Annotated in this window: 14 protein-coding genes; 6 read left to right on the top strand and 8 right to left on the bottom strand. The window is 40.5% G+C overall.

Annotated features, from left to right (window positions below):
* Nucleotides 1-51: 51 nt before the first annotated feature.
* The 3 genes from der to BLS33_RS18810 all read left to right on the top strand — a co-directional run bounded on the left by der (nucleotide 52) and on the right by BLS33_RS18810 (nucleotide 7,255).
* Nucleotides 52-1,356, top strand: a complete 1,305-nt coding sequence (gene der, locus BLS33_RS18820; RefSeq protein ID WP_089893323.1) for a ribosome biogenesis GTPase Der — start codon at nucleotides 52-54, stop codon at nucleotides 1,354-1,356.
* 207 nt (nucleotides 1,357-1,563) lie between these two features.
* Nucleotides 1,564-4,335 carry an outer membrane beta-barrel protein gene (locus BLS33_RS18815; RefSeq protein ID WP_245731551.1) on the top strand — a complete coding sequence of 924 codons (2,772 nt, stop codon included), beginning with the start codon at nucleotides 1,564-1,566 and terminating at the stop codon, nucleotides 4,333-4,335.
* A 163-nt stretch (nucleotides 4,336-4,498) separates the two neighbouring features.
* Nucleotides 4,499-7,255 carry an outer membrane beta-barrel protein gene (locus BLS33_RS18810; RefSeq protein WP_089893320.1) on the top strand — a complete coding sequence of 919 codons (2,757 nt, stop codon included), beginning with the start codon at nucleotides 4,499-4,501 and terminating at the stop codon, nucleotides 7,253-7,255.
* A 96-nt stretch (nucleotides 7,256-7,351) separates the two neighbouring features.
* Here BLS33_RS18810 and BLS33_RS18805 read toward each other — a convergent pair whose 3' ends face one another.
* The 5 genes from BLS33_RS18805 to BLS33_RS18785 are packed head-to-tail and all read right to left on the bottom strand — an operon-like array spanning nucleotide 7,352 to nucleotide 10,497.
* On the bottom strand, nucleotides 7,352-8,146 hold the full coding sequence (locus BLS33_RS18805; RefSeq protein WP_089893317.1) for a TPM domain-containing protein: 795 nt from the start codon (nucleotides 8,144-8,146) through the stop codon (nucleotides 7,352-7,354).
* A complete protein-coding gene (locus BLS33_RS18800; protein ID WP_089893314.1) occupies nucleotides 8,127-8,564 on the bottom strand; it encodes a TPM domain-containing protein in 438 nt (145 codons plus the stop codon). The genes BLS33_RS18805 and BLS33_RS18800 overlap by 20 nt, the downstream gene beginning before the upstream one ends.
* 4 nt (nucleotides 8,565-8,568) lie before the next feature.
* Nucleotides 8,569-9,168, bottom strand: coding sequence for a LemA family protein (locus BLS33_RS18795; protein WP_089893311.1), 600 nt, complete (start codon nucleotides 9,166-9,168; stop codon nucleotides 8,569-8,571).
* 22 nt (nucleotides 9,169-9,190) lie between these two features.
* Nucleotides 9,191-9,520 carry a MerR family transcriptional regulator gene (locus tag BLS33_RS18790; protein WP_089893308.1) on the bottom strand — a complete coding sequence of 110 codons (330 nt, stop codon included), beginning with the start codon at nucleotides 9,518-9,520 and terminating at the stop codon, nucleotides 9,191-9,193.
* The gene (locus BLS33_RS18785; protein ID WP_089893305.1) at nucleotides 9,520-10,497 is read right to left on the bottom strand and encodes a M23 family metallopeptidase; all 978 of its coding nucleotides are present in this window, start codon (nucleotides 10,495-10,497) and stop codon (nucleotides 9,520-9,522) included. The genes BLS33_RS18790 and BLS33_RS18785 overlap by 1 nt, the downstream gene beginning before the upstream one ends.
* Nucleotides 10,498-10,601: 104 nt before the next feature.
* Here BLS33_RS18785 and alaS point away from each other — a divergent pair, with 104 nt between their 5' ends.
* The 3 genes from alaS to BLS33_RS18770 all read left to right on the top strand — a co-directional run bounded on the left by alaS (nucleotide 10,602) and on the right by BLS33_RS18770 (nucleotide 15,062).
* Nucleotides 10,602-13,241 carry an alanine--tRNA ligase gene (gene alaS / locus BLS33_RS18780; RefSeq protein WP_089893302.1) on the top strand — a complete coding sequence of 880 codons (2,640 nt, stop codon included), beginning with the start codon at nucleotides 10,602-10,604 and terminating at the stop codon, nucleotides 13,239-13,241.
* Nucleotides 13,242-13,344: 103 nt separating this feature from the next.
* Nucleotides 13,345-14,304, top strand: coding sequence for a GSCFA domain-containing protein (locus BLS33_RS18775; protein ID WP_089893299.1), 960 nt, complete (start codon nucleotides 13,345-13,347; stop codon nucleotides 14,302-14,304).
* A gap of 143 nt (nucleotides 14,305-14,447) precedes the next feature.
* Nucleotides 14,448-15,062 (top strand): DUF4230 domain-containing protein, encoded by a 615-nt coding sequence (locus BLS33_RS18770; RefSeq protein ID WP_089893296.1) that lies wholly within the window; start codon nucleotides 14,448-14,450, stop codon nucleotides 15,060-15,062.
* 63 nt (nucleotides 15,063-15,125) lie between these two features.
* Here the strand turns inward: BLS33_RS18770 and BLS33_RS18765 are convergent, their stop codons facing one another.
* The 3 genes from BLS33_RS18765 to BLS33_RS18755 form a co-directional block, all read right to left on the bottom strand.
* Nucleotides 15,126-16,391 (bottom strand): alpha/beta hydrolase family protein, encoded by a 1,266-nt coding sequence (locus tag BLS33_RS18765; RefSeq protein WP_089893293.1) that lies wholly within the window; start codon nucleotides 16,389-16,391, stop codon nucleotides 15,126-15,128.
* Between the two features lie 162 nt (nucleotides 16,392-16,553).
* Nucleotides 16,554-17,597 carry a dihydrodipicolinate synthase family protein gene (locus BLS33_RS18760; protein ID WP_089893290.1) on the bottom strand — a complete coding sequence of 348 codons (1,044 nt, stop codon included), beginning with the start codon at nucleotides 17,595-17,597 and terminating at the stop codon, nucleotides 16,554-16,556.
* A gap of 47 nt (nucleotides 17,598-17,644) precedes the next feature.
* Nucleotides 17,645-19,396, bottom strand: coding sequence for an aromatic amino acid hydroxylase (locus tag BLS33_RS18755; protein ID WP_089893288.1), 1,752 nt, complete (start codon nucleotides 19,394-19,396; stop codon nucleotides 17,645-17,647).
* Between the last annotated feature and the right edge of the window lie 70 nt (nucleotides 19,397-19,466).

Here is a 19,466-nt window from a genome sequence, read left to right as displayed (position 1 = left end):
AGCATTTTTTCCTCGGATTTTTAATAGTACTTTTGTCGCAAAATACAAAGAATGAGTGCTATAGTGGCTATTGTAGGAAGACCCAATGTCGGGAAATCTACTTTTTTTAATCGTTTGATCCAGCGCAGAGAGGCTATCGTTGATGCCGTCAGTGGGGTGACTCGCGACCGGCACTATGGTAAGAGTGACTGGAATGGTAAGGAGTTTTCGTTGATCGATACAGGTGGTTATGTGCTGGGCAGTGAAGATGTTTTTGAAAAAGAAATCGATATCCAAGTAGAACTTGCCATTGGTGAAGCAGATGCCATCATATTTATGGTCGATGTTGAAACCGGGGTTACCGGCATGGATGAGGATGTCTCAAAGCTATTGCGTAAGGTAAATAAACCTGTTTTTTTAGCAATCAATAAAGTTGACAACGCGCAAAGGGCTGCTGATGCCGTTGAATTTTACGCTCTTGGGTTGGGTGAATATTATACCTTGTCAAGCATTAACGGTAGTGGAACCGGGGAATTGCTTGATGCGTTGGTAAAGGTACTGCCCGATGTTGAGGAGGTGGTTGAAGATTTACCGCGATTTGCCGTTGTCGGTAGGCCAAATGCAGGAAAATCATCTTTTATAAATGCTTTGATAGGCGAAGAGCGGTACATTGTCACCGATATTGCAGGTACCACTAGGGATAGTATCGATACACGGTACAATCGTTTTGGTTTTGAATTCAATTTGGTTGATACCGCTGGTATTCGCCGAAAAACCAAGGTCAGGGAAGATTTAGAGTTTTACTCCGTAATGCGATCGGTAAGGGCCATCGAACACTGTGATGTTTGTTTGGTGGTTTTAGATGCCACCCGTGGTTTTGATGGGCAGGTCTCGAACATATTTTGGTTGGCCCACCGGAACAATAAAGGTATTGTTATTCTGGTCAACAAATGGGATTTGGTAGAAGATAAGGAAACCAATACCATGAAGCAGTATACTCAAAAAATAAGGGAGGCCATCGAACCTTTTACCGATGTTCCTATTATCTTTATTTCGGTGCTTACCAAGCAACGTATTTTTAAAGCTATCGAGACCGCAATCCAGGTTTATGAAAATAGGTCGAAAAAGGTGGTCACGCGAAAATTGAATGATGTGATGTTGCCCATTATTCAAAATAATATGCCACCGGCCTACAAGGGAAAATATGTAAAAATCAAGTTTTGCACCCAGTTGCCCACACCGTACCCTCAATTCGCTTTTTTCTGTAACCTGCCTCAATATATTCGTGACCCCTATAAACGTTTTTTGGAAAATAAACTAAGGGAGAATTTTGATTTCACAGGGGTTCCAGTTACCATTTTCATGCGCAAGAAGTAGCATCGGTAGTTGAAAGATTATGATTTTTAGGCCATTTGTTTTTAAACTTTTGGCCTTTTATTTTGCCCTTGAACTTCCCGTAGCTGTACCCCCTAATTATAGGTAATTGATGTAACTCAACTATTAAAGTTATGTTAACCTAGTGATTAGAACTAAAAGATTAGTTTAATTTGATTGCATCAATTCATCAATCAAAATCAAATCAATTTGAGGAAGTCTACTATTGCCCTGTTTTTTTTCACTCTATTTTACACATTTACCAATGCCCAAGATTTCAGTATTAACGGAAAAGTGGTCGATTCTTTTTCTAAAGACCCCCTTGAAGCCACTACGGTATATGCAGAATCGATAAAGGACAGTACACTGATAACCTATACTATTTCTGATAAAGCCGGCTTTTTTGAACTAGAGGGAAAGTCAAATTTGACAGAAGTCAATCTTTTCTTTTCGTACAATGGGTACAAAACCACTCTTAAAAAAGTTGTACTTAAACCCTCATTGAGTCTTGGTGAAATTGCAATGGAAGAACAGGCCGAGGAGCTTAAAGGGGTAGAGGTCACCGGGGAACGGGTTCCAATTCGTATAAAAAAGGACACCTTAGAGTTTAATGCGGATTCTTTTAAGACGCGTCCTGATGCGACGGTGGAAGAAGTGTTAAAAAAGCTACCAGGTGTAGATGTTGATAGCAACGGAAAAATTACTGTAAATGGTAAAGAAGTAAGCCAAGTTTTGGTAAACGGGCAGGTTTTTTTCAGCAAAGATCCCAAAGTAGTGACCAAAAGCTTGCCTAAGGAAGTTATTGATAAGATACAGATAACCAGTACCAAAACCAAAACCCAAGAATTTACCGGCGAACAAGGTGATGGTGATAGTAAGACCATTAACCTCACTATTAAGGAAGACAAGAATAAGGGGTTATTGGGGCGGCTTTCGGGCGGGTACGGTACAGATGAGCGTTACCAGGCCAACGGACTTCTTAATTATTTCGATGGTCAACAGAGAATAAGTGCCATTGCCTCAAGCAACAACATTAACAGTGCAGGGTTTTCCTTTGATGAGATTTATGGCATGATGGGGAGAACGAGGGGAGGGATAAGTATGAATAGCAATGGTGGTTTTTCCGTTGGGGGTCTATCTTTTGGTTTTGGTGAGGGTATAACAACTTCCTCAAATCTAGGTGCAAGCTATGCAGATTCAAAAAAGGGGGAATATAAAGTGAGCGCAAATTACTTTTATGCGAACAGTGATTCCTATAACGACCAGAAAACTTCGCGGGAGAATATTCTACCGAACGGACGCTTTTTCACCGATTCGGAGTCTAGGTTTGAAGGGACTACTTCTGGCAATCAAGGTTCTGCAAATCTTGAATTCGATATCGACGAAACTTTACGTATATCGATCGAGCCTTCAATGAGTGTGAACCGTACAAATTCATCAAATGCTGGTTTCACCGTTTCTTCCGATGAGACGGGAGAAATTATCAACCGTAATGAAACCCGCACTGTGGGCGATGGCCAACAGCGTGATTTTACCAACAGAATGGATGTTTTTAAAAAACTGGATACCTTGGGCCGGTATATCAGGCTTTCCTTCTCAAATAATAACAGGGCTAATGAAGACATTACCAATTTGGAGTCCGTTCGGGAAGTTTTCGGGGATAATCCCGTTCAAGAAATACTTGATCAGCGCACTATGGTGACCGATAAGCACGATAATTACACCTTAGGGGCAACTTATCGAGAGGTTCTTGGCGATAAGCTGTTTTTGGACTTTGGGTATGAATATCGGAACAATAAAGATTATAATAAAAGGGAAGTTTTTGATTTTGATGATTCCATCGGTCGATATACTGATTTCAATGAGACTTTAAGTTCTGATTTTAACTTCAAGAACCGACAGCATTATCCATCTTTGGCACTAAACCGAAATGGAAAAAAACTTCGTCTCGGGGTTACGGCGAGCTTAATGAATACGAAACTCGAGAATGAAGATTTTTCTAGAAATAGCTCCTTCTCCAAAACATACAATAACTTTTTGTTCAGGGTATCGGGTAATTATAATATTGATCAGAGCAAACGAATTTATATGGGGTATTATTCCAGGTTGAATCTCCCTTCAATAAACCAATTGCAGCCGGTAGCAAATATCAACAACCCACTTAATGTTGTGATTGGGAACCCTAATCTTTCTCCATCGGTAAACCACAGTGTCAATTTAGATTTCAATAATTATAGTTGGAAAGAGCGAACGGGATATTTTATATACGCTTGGTTGTCTGCCGAGCAAAATAAGGTAGTACCGGTTACGGTTACAGATGAAAATTTCTTGCGAACCACCACTTATACAAATGTCAAAGGCAATCAAAACGGACAACTGGGAACACGGTACTCTAAAGAGTTCAAAAAAGATAGTACACTTACCGTAAAGGTAGATGTAAACCCTTATTTGAGTTATCGAAAAGAAATTGGTTTTAATAACGGCAATAGACTAGAGGCGCGAATATGGTCGATAACCCCTAGAATTACGACTACTTTTAATTATAAAGAGTTATTGGAAATCGTACCAGGATATCGTATTGCGTTCAACGATACAAAATACAATATCGATACTTTTAAAGATATCAATTTTATTTCCCATACGGCTGAATTTAAGACTACGACCTATTGGCCCAAAGGTCTGGTATGGGGTAATGATATAAGTTATACTTACAATGGCAATGTTGGCCCTAGTTTTGACCGAGACTTTTTACTTTGGAATATAAGTCTAGGAGTTCAAATGTTTAATGACAAGGGTACATTCAAAATACTGGCCTACGATTTGCTCGACCAAAATAACAATACGCGAAGATCTACGGGCCAAGACTACATTCAAGATTTTCAAGGCACGGTATTGCAACGATACTTCATGGCAAGTTTTACGTTTAAGTTCGACCAATTTGGTGGTAAAAAACCTTCTGGCAATGGTATGCGGTTTTTTTGATGTCCGATTTGTATTGAGAAACGTCTTTTTCTATGCATAGTGAATCGTTCGTTATGAAGAATTATTTTGTTAGTATTAAAGTTATGTTAACCGTACACCTTTAAACTATAAGATTAGTTTATTTTGAAACCACCAAGCCATCATCGATCAAAAACACTTCAGTTTGAACAAATCTTCTATTGCTCTCTGCTATCTTATTTTATTTTTTAGTTTCTCCAACGCCCAAGATTTTATCATCAAGGGTAAAATTGTTGACGCTTTTTCCAAAGTGCCACTGGAATCCGCTACGGTTTATGTCGAATCGCTAAAGGATAGTACGCTGATTACCTATAGTATTTCAGAAAATAATGGGGCGTTCGAACTAGAGGGCAAAACGAAGCTAAAGGAGGCCAACATTTTCTTTTCCTATAATGGATATAAAACTTTGGTCATGAAACTGAACATTAAGCCGTCGGTTGATTTGGCGACCGTACAAATGGAAGAGCAGGCTCAAGAATTAAAGGGCGTTCAGGTATTGGGAGAACGCGTACCGATAACTATAAAGAAAGACACACTCGAATACAATGCAGATTCTTTTAGCGTACGTCCTGACGCTACAGTTGAGGAAGTACTAAAGAAACTACCGGGTGTAGAAGTGGATAGTGATGGCAAGATAACGGTCAATGGAAAGGAAGTAAATGAAATAACGGTCGATGGACAAGTATTCTTCAGTAAGGACCCTAAAGTCGTGACAAAAAGTTTGCCGAAAGAGGTGATTGATAAAATACAGATTACCGATACCAAAACAAAGAAACAACAGTTTACGGGCGAAGAGAGTGATGGGGAGAACATGAGTATAAATCTGACGATTAAAAAGGATAAGAATAAAGGGTATATGGGTAGAGTCGCCGCGGGTTATGGCACTGATGAAAGATATCAGGCGAACGGTCTTCTCAATTATTTTAATAATAAAGAACGGATCAGCTTTATTGCAAGTTCAAATAATATAAATAATTCAGGGTTCTCTTTCGACGAAATTTATGATATGGTCGGAAATACTAGGGGAGGGTATTCCGGTGCACGTGAATCAGGTCTCATCAATAATTATGGCAATGGTATTACCACCTCTTCAAATTTGGGGGGCAGTTATGCAAATGCGAAGAAAGGGGAATATGAAATAGATGGTAATTACTTTTTTGCCTATAGTGATAATTATAACGACCAAAAAACTAGCCGAGAGAATATTTTGCCCGATCGTAGATACTTCAGCGATAGTGAATCAAGCTTTAAGGGTACGACAAATTCAAACCGTGGCGGTGCCAATATTGAATATGATATTGATGAAACACTTCGAATTTCGATAGAGCCCTCCATGAGTGTGAATAGAACAACTTCGAAGAGTATAAACAACGCCACTTCAACGGATGCTAATGGCGAGTTGATCAACAGTAATGAACGAACCTCTGATGATGATGGATTTCAACGTAATTTCTCCAACCAATTTAATATAATGAAGAAGTTGGATACCCTTGGAAGGTTCGTGAGTTTCTCCTTTTCAAATACAAATACCGAGAATAAGAATATATCTAATTTGGTTTCCAATCGTCAAGTTTTTGGGGATGATCCAAGTGAAGAAAATCTTGACCAGCTTTCTAATGTTGACAACAAACGTGATTCTTACGACCTCGAAGTATCATATCGACATCCCCTGACCGAAAAGCTGTTTTTAGATTTTGAATATGAATATAGACATGACAATAGAGACAATAAAAAAGATGTGCTAAATTATGAAGAGGCGACCAACAGGTATACCGACTTTGATGAGACCCTAAGTTCTGATTTCAATTTTAAGAATGTACAGCAAACCCCCTCGATAGGATTACGGATTAATGATGAAAAACTCAATTTTAACTTTAGGGCATCATATAAGTTCACAGATTTAAACAATCAAGACTTTTTACAGAGTACCACATTTTCCAAGGCCTACGAAAATTTACTTTTCAGCAGCAGATTGCGCTATACCATAAGTAAGAACAAGCGGCTTTACGCACGCTATCGTACTAGCCTAGACGTACCATCTGTCAATCAATTACAACCGGTTCCGAATGTGAATAATCCGCTGAATATCGTTATCGGTAACCCTAACTTGTCTCCGGGAGTAGAGCATAACATCAGTTTTAATTATAACGATTACAACTGGAAAGAGCGTACGGGAATTTATGCATACTCGGGCATCGAGGTGCAAAAGAACCGAGTATCGGCTATATCAACTACCGACGATAACTTTTTACGTACCACCAGATTCACCAACATTGACGGCAATTACAATGGCTACGCTGGCATGGGGTATTCAAAGCAGATAAAAAAGGACAGCACCTTTACGGCCAAATTTAACATAAGACCAAGTCTTAGTTTTGGTCAACAGGTCAGTTTTACAAATGGTGTAGAATTAAAGGCAAAAAGGTTTGACGTATCGCCCCGCATTTCCACCACATTTAATTTTAAGGAACTTTTAGAGATAGAGCCCGGATATGGAGTGTCTTTTAATAATACCAAATATAATTTGGATGGAATAGAGGATGTCAAGTACACGTCTCAGAATGCCAATTTAAGAATGACTTCGTATTGGCCGAAAAACTTGATTTGGGGCAACGATTTACGATATAGCTATAACGGCAATGTGGGTCCCGGATTTAAAAAAGATGCACTGTTCTGGAATATGAGCCTTGGCCTTCAGGTCTTAGAACAAAAGGGCACTATTAAAGTGCTCGCTTATGACTTGTTGGACCAAAATATTAATACCCGAAGAACAACGGGCGAAGATTTTATCCAAGATTATCAGGGCACAGTTTTGCAGCAATATTTTATGGCCAGTTTCACCTATAAATTTGATCAGTTCGGTGGAAAAAAGGATCGAGGAAGTCGGTCTTATAGAATGTAGCCTGAAGTCTTTTTTTGCAGAGAATACTTGTAGATGATGACTTCTAGTATGTATCCTGAATTCTAAGTTCTGGGGTAGGGGCAGATTTTATGATGGTTACCATCCTCCCGACGCGCCGCCACCACCGAAGCCACCGCCACCGAAGCCGCCTCCGAAACCACCGCCACCTCCAAAGCCACCGCCGCCTGAACCACCACCGCGGTAGCCACCTCGGCCCATGTTGCTCAGAATGATGATATCCCAAAGGTCGAGTCCGGAAGAGCGCTTGCCGCCATTTTTTCCTCCGCCACCCCTGCGATTTCGAGTCGATAGAATAACTAAAATAATAAAGAAAATCAGTATGGGTAAGAAAGATCCGAAAGGAAAGCCATTGCTGTCATCAAAAGAACGTTCTTCTTTGAATTCGCCTTTCAGTGCTTGAAAAATAGCGTCGGCACCATCATTTAATCCGGCATAATAATTATCTGATCTAAATTGAGGAACGATTACACTTTCAATGATGCGTCGAGATAGGGCATCTGTAAGATTACCTTCAACGCCGTACCCCGTATTAATCGCAATTTTACGGTCATCCTTGGCTAAAAGAACCAATACCCCATTGTCTTTACCTGCTTGGCCAATGCCCCATTTCTGTCCCCACTGGGCACCTAAATAGGTGATATTTTCTCCTTCGGTAGAAGCGATGATGGCGACTACGATTTGGGTAGATGTACTATCGGAATAACGTATCAGTTTTTGCTCAAGGGCCTGTTCTTGGCCTGCTGGTAAAAGGTCGATATAATCATAAACACTCGTTTGCTTAGAAGGCTTCTCGGGTATTTGAAATTGTGCCACGGCAGTGGTACACCAACAAATGATATATACAAAAAGACTAACCTTTAGATACCTCATTGCTTAGCTCATTTGTGTCGTTGGAATTCCAAGGAAAATGTGATTTTAGTTCGTTGCCTGCTTTTAAAATGCCGTCGATAATACCCTGTTTGAAATTACCTTGTTTGAACTGTAGTTCAATTGCATCTTTGGTGGTATTCCAAAAATCTTTGGGAACGACTTTGTTGATTCCTCCATCTCCGTAAATTACGAACTTCCGATCGTTAACGGCCACATAGATCAATACGCCATTTTCCTCTTTGGTATTGTCCATCTTAAGTAAATGGAAAACTTCTTTGGCACGAACAAAATGGTCAGAGCGGGTATGTGCTTCAATATGTACCCGTATTTCTCCCGAAGTATTTTTCTCGGCTTCGAGAATGGCCTGTACAATCTCTTGTTCTTCTTCTGCCGTTAAAAAATCTTCTACTCTTGACATTGGATCAATTGAAATCGAAATTCACATCAGGTGCCTGTTCCGATCCTGCATCGGCCTTATAACGTGCCATTTCTTCGAAACCAAATAACCCGGCCAAAAGTTTGCCTGGAAACTGCTTGGTATGTACGTCGTAAATGTTGACCGCCTCATTGAATCGATCACGGGCAACATTGATTCGGTTTTCGGTACCCTCCAATTGCGACTGAAGTTCCAAGAAATTCTGATTTGCCTTTAATTCAGGATAACGCTCTACGACGACCATCAATTTGCTGAGCGCTCCAGTAAGTCCGTTTTGAGCTTGTTGAAAAGCAGCGATATTGTCCGTAGTAAGATTATTCGCGTCGATAGTGGTAGAGGTAGCTTTTGCTCGGGCCTCGATGACATCTGTAAGTGTTCCGCGTTCAAAATCGGCAGCTCCCTGAACGGTTTTAACCAAGTTGCCAATAAGGTCATTTCTTCTTTGGTAGGCGCTTTCGACATTCGACCATGCGGTTTTGGCATCGGCCTCATATTGAACAGCGGTATTGTTGAAGCCAACGGCCCAACGGTAAAGGCCAAATGCGATGACCCCTAGAATTATTAAAATTATTAATCCTTTTTTCATGGTAGTGTTTATTAAAAGTGAATTATAGCTGGTCTTTTATTTTGGCAAGCTCCGTTTTTACGCGCTCCAACTTTTGAATGATATCAAAATTGTTCAATGTCTTTTGTTTGTTTTCCTTTAGGTGCGTTTTAGCGCCCTCAAGGGTAAAACCACGTTCTTTCACCAAGTGATAGATCAACTGAAGGTTCTTGATGTCTTGGGGCGTAAATTTGCGATTACCTTTGGCGTTCTTCTTAGGTTTTAAGGCATCGAATTCCTTTTCCCAAAATCGAATCAAAGAAGTGTTCACGCCAAAAGCTTTGGCCACCTCACCAATACCGTAATATCTTTTTTCAGGTAAATCTATGTTCATTAATCCAATGATTGATTTTCTTGGCTGGCGTATTTCAGCATGTTTTCAAATTCTTCTGCTGTTAAACTGCCGTAATAGAAATTAATCGGGTTGATTCGGTCCTTATCTTTCCATACCTCATAATGTAAATGCGGTGCTTCTGAGCGCCCGGTGTTGCCAACAAAGCCGATAAGGTCTCCCCGTTTCACTTTTTGACCTCTTTTTACATTGTAGTTGCTCAAATGTGCATAAAGGCTCATATAGCCGTAGCCATGTTCAATGCGAATGTGTTTGCCAAAGCCCGAAGCGTTATTGTCGGCTCGGGTCACTTTGCCGTCACCACTAGCATAAATCGGAGTGCCTTTGGGTGCTGAAAAGTCCATACCACGGTGCATTTTTCGTGCTTTGGTAAAGGGGTCGGAACGCCATCCATAGCCAGAAGCCATATGTCTTAGGTTTTCATTACGTATAGGCTGTATGGCAGGTATTGCCGCCAATAACTTTTCTTTTTCCGCTGCCAGTTTGGTGATTTCATCCAGCGACTTTGATTGGATCGCCATCTGCTTTTTAATGATGTCTAAACGTTTGGTAGTGGCAATGACCATTTCCGAGTTGTTGAATCCTTCCAATGATTTATACCGGTTTATTCCACCAAAACCAGCTTTTCTTTGTTCTTCGGGTATAGGATTGGCTTCGAAATATAAACGATAAATGTTATTGTCACGATCTTCGATATTCGCTAAGACCTCTTCGATCTGCTCCATCTTTTTGTCCAAAAGTTCGAATTGCAGTTCGTAATTCTTTAATTCACGTTGTAGCGATAATTCCCTTGGTGTGTTGATAAGGTTGGTATTTAATAACAAGACAAGGCACACTAATCCAAAGAGCATAGAGCCTAAAAAAAACAGCGCAAAATTGCGATACCGTTTAGATTTTTGGGGTTCAATCTTTCGGTAAGAGAGCGTATCGGGATCGTAATAATATTTTACCTTAGACATGAAGGGATTTTATCCTATTTTTGTGCATTCGTTTTAACAAAACAAACAAATATAAAAATTGTTTTGTAGAAACCGTTAAAATTTGTAAAACCTTAGCATTTTCTATGACTTCCAAGGAAACAAGGAATCAATTCTTAAACTTTTTCAAAGAAAAAAGCCATAAAATAGTTCCATCTGCACCGATGGTCATCAAAGATGATCCTACTTTGATGTTTACCAACGCAGGAATGAACCAATTTAAAGAGTACTTTTTGGGAAATACAGTTCCTAAAAGCACCCGTGTTGTCGATACCCAAAAATGTCTGCGCGTTAGTGGAAAACACAATGACCTTGAGGAAGTAGGTAAAGACACCTATCACCATACCATGTTCGAGATGCTCGGGAACTGGAGTTTTGGTGACTATTTTAAGGAGGAAGCCATAGCATGGGCCTGGGAGTTTTTGACTTCGGTCTGTAAAGTAGACCCGAATAGTCTGTATGTCTCTGTTTTTGAAGGGAGCGAAGATGCAGACAACCTGAAAATGGATGATGAAGCCTTTGGTCTCTGGAAAGCAATTGTGCCCGAAGACCGGATTATCATGGGCAACAAAAAAGATAACTTTTGGGAAATGGGCGATCAAGGACCTTGTGGTCCCTGTTCGGAGATTCATGTTGATATTCGTACGCCGGAAGAAAAAGCTAAAGTTTCAGGAGCTTCTTTGGTAAACAAAGATCACCCTCAGGTGGTAGAAATATGGAACTTGGTCTTCATGCAGTATAACCGAAAAGCCAATGGCGATTTGGAGCCTTTACCTGCAAAACATGTAGATACCGGCATGGGCTTTGAGCGCTTATGTACGGTGCTTCAAGGTGTTCAATCGAACTACGATACCGATGTTTTTACACCAATTATTCGGGAGATAGAAACAATCGTAAACGGTAAGAATAGGCAAAATGAAACAAAATATGGCCAAGATCCCGAGATTGATATTGCCATTCGCGTTATTGCCGATCATATACGGGCGGTGGCTTTTTCCATTGCTGACGGACAATTACCAAGTAATACCGGTGCCGGTTATGTAATTCGAAGAATTTTAAGAAGGGCGGTGCGCTATGGGTTTACATTTTTGAACACCAAAGAGCCCTTTATGTACCGATTGGTCACGGTGTTGGTGAATACTATGGGCAGTGCTTATCCTGAACTTAAAGAGCAACGTCAGTTGATTGAGAACGTAGTTAAAGAGGAAGAATACTCTTTTTTAAATACCTTGGATCAAGGTCTCGTTCTTTTAGATTCGATAATTAACAGTACGAAAGGCAAAGAAGTGGATGGCAGAAAAGCTTTTGAGCTTTATGATACCTACGGCTTTCCCATTGATCTAACAGCATTGATTCTCGGGGAAAAGGGCTATACCCTAGATGAAAAAGGTTTTGAAACCGCCATGCAGGCACAAAAGAATCGTTCGAAATCAGCTTCCGCGGTATCAAAAACAGATTGGACTATTCTCAGCGATGATGTAGAACAAGAATTTGTGGGCTATGATATGTTGAATGCCAATGTGAAATTGGTGAAATATCGTAAAGTAGTCTCGAAAAAGGAGGGCGAGCAGTATCAACTGGTATTTAATATGACCCCATTCTACGCTGAAGGTGGCGGGCAAGTTGGGGACAAGGGCTACTTGGAAGCTTCACAGGGCGATGTCGTTTATATTTTAGATACCAAAAAGGAAAATAACGAGACCGTACATTTCACCAAAAACCTACCCAAAAATTTAAATGTCACTTTTAAGGCTGTCGTTGATAAGAAACAAAGACATCGAACTGCTGCGAATCATACCGCTACCCATTTATTGCATCAAGCTCTTCGAGAGGTACTGGGGAAACATGTGGAACAGAAGGGTTCTGCGGTTCATTCGAAATATCTCCGATTCGATTTTTCCCACTTTGGAAAGATGACTCCCCAGGAGCTTCGAGAAGTGGAGAATTTTGTGAATGCACGCATCGACGGACAATTGGCATTGCAAGAGAATAGAAATACAACGATGAGCGAGGCTATCGAAGAAGGCGCTATGGCCTTGTTCGGTGAAAAATATGGAGATACGGTTCGTACCATACGGTTCGGGCAATCCATTGAGTTATGTGGAGGTACACATGTACAGAATACGGGAGAGATATGGCATTTTAAAATTCGCTCAGAAAGTGCCGTGGCAGCTGGTATCCGGCGAATTGAAGCCATAACTTCAGATGCCGTTAAAGATTTCTATTTTGAGAATAATAGAATGCTTTACGAGATTAAAGATCTACTGAACAATGCGCAGGACCCTGTAAAGGCAGTAGTAAATTTACAGGAGGAAAATGCCAAGCTCAAAAAAGAGGTCGAACAGTTGTTAAAAGACAAAGCAAAAAATCTCAAGGGTGAATTGCAGACAGAATTGCAAGATATCAATGGCGTCAAATTCCTTGCGAAGAAACTAGATTTAGATGCGGCTGGAATTAAGGACCTTTCCTTCGAAATGGGTAATAATAGAGACAATCTCTTTCTATTGTTCGCAACCGAGCAAAATGGAAAGGCTTTGCTTTCTTGCTATATATCTAAGGAATTAGTTGCCCTGAAAAATTTGAATGCAGGAACTATAGTCCGGGAACTCGGTAAATATATTCAAGGTGGCGGCGGCGGTCAACCTTTCTTTGCAACGGCAGGTGGTAAAAATCCCGCAGGTATTGCAGAGGCTTTAGAAAAAGGAAAAAATTATCTATCATCATAGCGGCCAAAGAAACGGTGCGAGCTTCTTCGATTTGGTTCTGAATAAGGCATTATGGTCTTATCGTGACACTGGTGCGTAAATATTCAAGAAAGAGATAATTCAAATGAAACTCCAGACCCAAATACCGCTAAACCCCGAAAAAAATCAAATCAGTTACGACAGCGAACTGTTGTTGATAGGGTCATGTTTTGCGCAGCATATCGGAAGTAAACTGGATTATTTCAAATTTCGGAACCTTCAAAATCCATTTGGAATTCTATTTCATCCCGTTTCTATTGAGAACCTAGTTTCAAGAGCAGTTCGTGGTATCCCTTATTCGCATGATGAGGTTTTCTTTTACAATGAACGGTGGCATTGTTTCGATAGCCATTCGGATCTCAGCGATTTATCCGCAGAAAAATTGCTGCAAAATTTAAATTTAAGGCTGGAACGCACCAGGGAGCAAATTGTCAAGGCGACGCATGTAGTCATTACTTTGGGAACGGCATGGGCCTACCGCCATATCGAACAAGGTACTTTGGTTGCTAATTGTCATAAAGTGCCCCAAAAAGAATTTAAAAAAGAACTGTTGTCAGCGCACGAGGTTGCCACCAGCATTAAAAAGACAATGCAACTTATACGAACGATAAAGCCAAATGCCTATTTTGTTTTTACCGTTTCCCCGGTGCGTCATTTAAAAGATGGTTTTGTTGAGAATCAACTAAGTAAAGCACACCTGATTACGGCGATTCATAAAGTTCTTGATACATCCGTCACGCAGAGCGATGTCGAAGCGTATTTTCCTTCGTATGAACTGATGATGGACGAGCTCCGCGATTATCGTTTCTATAAGACCGATATGGTACATCCGAATCAACTTGCAATTGATTATATCTGGGAGAAATTCAAGTTTGTCTCGATTGCCGAAAATGCCCATACAATTATGGACAAAGTTGATGTCATTCAAAAAGGAAGGTTGCACCGCCCCTTCAATGCTGCGTCTGAACAACATAAAAAGTTCGAAAAGAACCTCGATGAGAAAATTAAAGATCTTCAACGAGCGTATCCCTTTATGATGTTCTAACTTCCTTCTATAAAAAGAATGAAAATAAGAGTGAAGTTTAGGTTATTGCAGAGTACAAAGCAATCTGTACCTTTGAAATATACAATGAAAATTTTGTGTCAAGTTTTTAGTCGTGGCACATGACTTAACTATTCGAGACATCCATGAAAAAGATATTAATCGGTGTAGTGGTTACATTGGCGGTGGTACTCATCTTCCGGTCCTGTTCTGAGGAAAAGGAAAGCAAATCCATTCTTCAAGAAAACAGCATGCTTATTCAGCAACAAATCGAAAACGTATCAAAACTGATTGTTACCGAAGGATATTTTGCCGAGGTGTATAATTATAAAGATTCACAACAGCTCTTTGGTCCATTGATTACGGCGCATAAAAAAGCTTTGGTTGTAGTGAATGCAGAAGTTACCGTAGCCTACGACCTCAGTAAATTAGATTTAGAAATTGATCAAGAAACGAAAACCTTGCGCATAAAAAGTATTCCGGAACCTGAAATTAAAATTTATCCCGATTTCGAATATTACGATGTCACCGCTGATTATCTGAATCAATTTAATGAATCGGACTACAACAAAATTAAAAAGAGTGTAAATGCCTCTTTGATGAAAAAAGTAGAGGTATCTTCTTTGAAGACAAATGCCCAGAACCGATTAATAAGCGAACTTTCAAAATTCTATATTTTGACTAATTCTATGGGATGGACGCTAGTCTATCAAGATCAAATCGTAGATCAAAATCTTCATGAACTTATGCTCAAAAAATGATGTTTAAGTATACGAGAAGTAGGGTTTCAAGGAAAATATATTAAAAATCGCAGCTTACTATCGTCATAATTGCTTCTGTGCCCATTGAATATATTGCTCCCAATCGTAATCGGTTACGTCATGAATTCCGGTTCGAATGTGATAGGCGAGCGTGTTTGGAATAGGTTGATTGGTCATTGGCATTTCGTCGGTGGCAATACCATCTTTTTTAAACAATTTATATACTTCGGAAGCATAGTGAGCCGAAAGAAATTCACCTTTTGGGTCGGCCCATTGGTCTTCTTGGGCACTGGCGACATACAAGGGTCTCGGCGCAATTAATGCTAGTAATTCGTGCTGGTCTATCGGTAAGGCCTCCTCGTTATTGTTGTATGCTTTAAAATTACCGCTAAACCAATGGGGGAAAGATTCATTGATACGCCCAACGGTCTCTCCAACTTTCCGTTTTGACAATGCGGCCCCGCCGCAACCGGAATCATTGGAAATAACGGCAGCAAATCTTTCATCGGTGGCACCGGCCCACAAGGCGGCCTTGCCTAATCGGGAATGTCCGAAAACTACGACCTTTGACGAATTAATATCTTTTGACTTTTCGAAATAGTCCATAGCCCGACTATAACCCCAGGCCCAAGCCGCAAGACTTCCCCATTCATTGTCATTTGGTTTTTGTTGACCTTGAGAGTAGAGCAAAGAATGAACGCCATCAGTAAAATCATCTTTGTCGGGGTCGACTTCCCCATAGTAAATGGTAGCTAGACCAAAACCGGCATCGATAATTTCCTCAATTGCCCATCGGTTCGTGCGAATACCACGTGTGGCCGAAGTAAATTTGTTTCCGGAAATTCCGTATTTGTCACTATTTCTGGCCCAAGCTTCAGAGATTAGTATATTTTCGTCGTCGGCAACCGTATGGTTTCCTAAGAAGTTATATCCTAAAAATAGGGGGGCCTTTTTTACGTTCTTCGGTAAATAGATTAACATGGTGAAATGCAATGTTCTACCATTTCTATCGAAGGAAAGTTCGACCTGACGGCGTTTAGCCTTTCCGTTTATAGCGTTCTCCCCTTGCTCCAAGATCTTAGCGGAGAAATCATTGAACTCGGCAGGAATCTTTCCGTAAACATTTTCCTCGAAGAAGGTGTATAGCTCAGGTCTTCGTATGCGTTTCCATTGCCCTTTTCGTGTTATTTTCTGACCATCAAAAGTGGTTAAAGGGTCGGGAATATCAAAATTAGGAATTTTGCTCTCATCGTAATTGGGTTCAAATTGAGAGAAGGAGAGCTGTGTGTTCAGTAAAAGAAGGATGGCAATAAAAAATAGTTTTTTCATTTTATGCGGGTAATATTTAGAACCGAGCTTAGTGTAGCTACTTAGTGTTTATGGTGAGCAAATTAAATTAATCAATAGCATTAAAATTAAGAATATCGGTACTCCTATTTCCGAAATGACAGGGTAAGAATTGTCTCAGGTCGGGTAGTCATTCCTTTCGATTTAAGAGTATGTTACGAGGTCGATTTGCACTTCTTTGCTTAAGACAGAAAGCTCTTTCCAAAGCAAGTGTAAACGAGCTTTATCCGAACTATCCAAGGACTGGGGTTTCTTCCGACTGTTTAAGGTTAACTCTAGGCCTCGTAAGTTCATGAAATACTTGGCGCCGATTGAGTATTTCTTACCGATGACCGATTTGTTCTTGAGAATAAAGTCGTTGACTTTTTTTACGGATGGCGATACTTCTTGACCTCTTCCATTTTGCCATAAATAAGAGAATAATTCTGGATAATAATTACCGGCAATACATGAAATGCCCGCACCACCATGTTGAATAGAATGAAGTGCATCGGGTGAATGCGCATTGTAAATGCCTAAAGAAGAATTAGAAGTTATCGCTATTTTCTGCGCTACCAATTCCGCATTACAAGTGGTATCTTTAAAGTATAGGAATCGTCCGGTTTTTTGGAGTTGATCCAGCATTACAGGACTGACCTTCCGGGAATAGGGACTAGGGCATTCGTAAATACCCAAAGGGATATTTCCGGTCTGATTCATAATGCCTTCGAACGAATTTAATAGTGCAGTATCCTTTTCCTCCTTTTTGACCATCATGGAGGGGATCAAAACGACAGCCTGAACACCTGTATCATAGATTTTCTTTATAAAATCTGCATTTTCAGCTACTTGCTCTGAAAAGGTTCCGGTAGAAACTACGGGAACATTGCTATGTTCGACAACAAACTTTGTAAGATCGATGCGTTCTTGATTACTGAGGTCGTACATTTCACTAGAGCCACAGTTCGCGAATAGGCCCGTTGAACCAGCATCTTCATACCAGCGAATCAATCGTTGTAATCCTGCGTAATCAATAGATAAATCGTCATTAAAGGGCGTCATCATTACCGGCCAAAAGCCACCGGGCAACTTGTTTTCTTCATTATGAAAAGACAGATTTTCAAAACCCCTACTCAACCAAATTCCACCTATAGCGGTCATGAATCCGGTACCTATAAATTTTCTACGTGTCAAATTTGTGCCTTTCATTCTGTACTAATTTTACTTGCAGCTTATTTTAAGCTAAAATTGCCGGGTTAAGTTACTAAATTTTTGTTCACTAATGCTAGTCCATCATCTATCAAATGTCCGACTTTCGGACGGTTGTGTTTAATTTTTTCGAGATGCGCCGCAATCTCCGAAGCAAAGCTTTCATCACCATTGTTTTTAGCAAGCTCATATAGTTCGATGGGTAGCAGCCAATCTTTGGAATGCTTCTCTTGTAGTTCCTTAAAAACTTTATTGCGCGAAATTGTAGTATTCTTTCCTTCCCTGAAATGCCGAATTTGCTCGTAGTATCGTTCAAGTGACTTTCGCTTCTCGGAAGTTTTTGGTTTGTTGGCTGATGATGCTAGGGTATGGGTCACTAAATCAAAACTCTTAAGGTCGGCCGGTCCGTTGAAGGCAGACACAATTTCTTTGCCTACAGCCATACTGTAAAGTTCGGAAGGCGAGGTGAAAATGATACTGCCTTTGTGGGTAACTGTACAATTCTTAAACGTAATTAGAAGAATCTCACCCTGCAGATTTCTTGTGCCCGTAATAATTTGTCCGGCAACATGAATTCCGCCTTCGAATTCTAACGAAACGGTTTCTCCCTCATAAATTTTGTAAGCTTTTAAGTCGCGCGGACTCATATTTTCGATGGCTAAATTGATGCCTTTAAGTTTTCCAATGGGCGTTCCGAAACCGGTAGAGTGTCTTTTTGAGCTATGACCCACTAGTTCTTTTTCGCGATAGGCCAGTGCCGTTTCTCCTTTGGTCTGAACATAGACGGGCTTCCCGTCATGGGTGAGCACACTGTCGAAATTTCCTGAAATCTGTAGGCCCGTGCTTAGTTCAATAGTACCCAATGATTGAGAATCAATGAGTTTTTGAACACTATCGAGTCCTCCGGTTCTTAAAGCCATTGTGTCGGCAAAGTCTTCCAATACCTGACTCAGAAATGCAAAATCGGGTGTTACAAAAAGTTGGGGTTGTGGTTTGGTAATATCAAACGAAGTGTTCACGGCTTCCAGTGAATAGGGTATTTTTTTCACCTTATCGGTCATGCACCAAGCGCTTTCACCAATTGAGGATAGCAATCCTGCTCCATATATTTTGGGATTGTCGATTGTACCGATAAGGCCGTATTCTACAGTCCACCAATGAAGGTTGCGTATAAGGGCCATCTCACTGGGCTCCCCCATATTCTCTTGCAATAGTTCAATTTGTTTTTCGGCTTTTGCAATTTCTTTTTTTAAGGTCTCAGGGGCTTCTTTTATAATGCTGAGATGTCGAACTGCTTCATATAATTCAAAATCTTTGGCGCTTGAAATAGCTTTACACCCGATTTCGCCAAATCTTCTTAGGTATTCGGCATATTCAGCGTTGGCAATAATCGGAGCGTGACCGGCGCCCTCATGAATGATGTCTGGGGCGGGTGTATATTCGATATGTTCCAATTGTCGAATATCAGAAGCAATGACCAGCACGTTATAGGCTTGAAATTCCATAAAGGCGGAGGGCGGAATAAACCCATCTACGGCAACGGCTGCCCATCCGATTTCTTTTAAAATTCGGTTCATACCATACATGTTCGGAATATGGTCAATAGCAATGCCTGTTTTTTTTAATCCTTCGGTATATGTCTCATGGGCTACAGCACTTAAATAATCGACATTTTTTCGCATCACATAGCGCCATACAGCTTGGTCGATGGCCGTGTAGTCTGTATAGTTCTGCGGTTTAATAAACTGTTTTAAGTGTTCGGGTAATTTATCTAATATGGGGTTGCTCTCGTAGGTCATCGGTACATTTATATTTCGTCTCTGCTATGGCGCATGACGTATTATAAAGATACAAAAAGTCCCCGCTTTT

The organism is Kriegella aquimaris (assembly GCF_900103215.1).
GTDB lineage: Bacteria > Bacteroidota > Bacteroidia > Flavobacteriales > Flavobacteriaceae > Kriegella > Kriegella aquimaris.
This window is presented reverse-complemented; position numbering and strand designations above follow the sequence as displayed.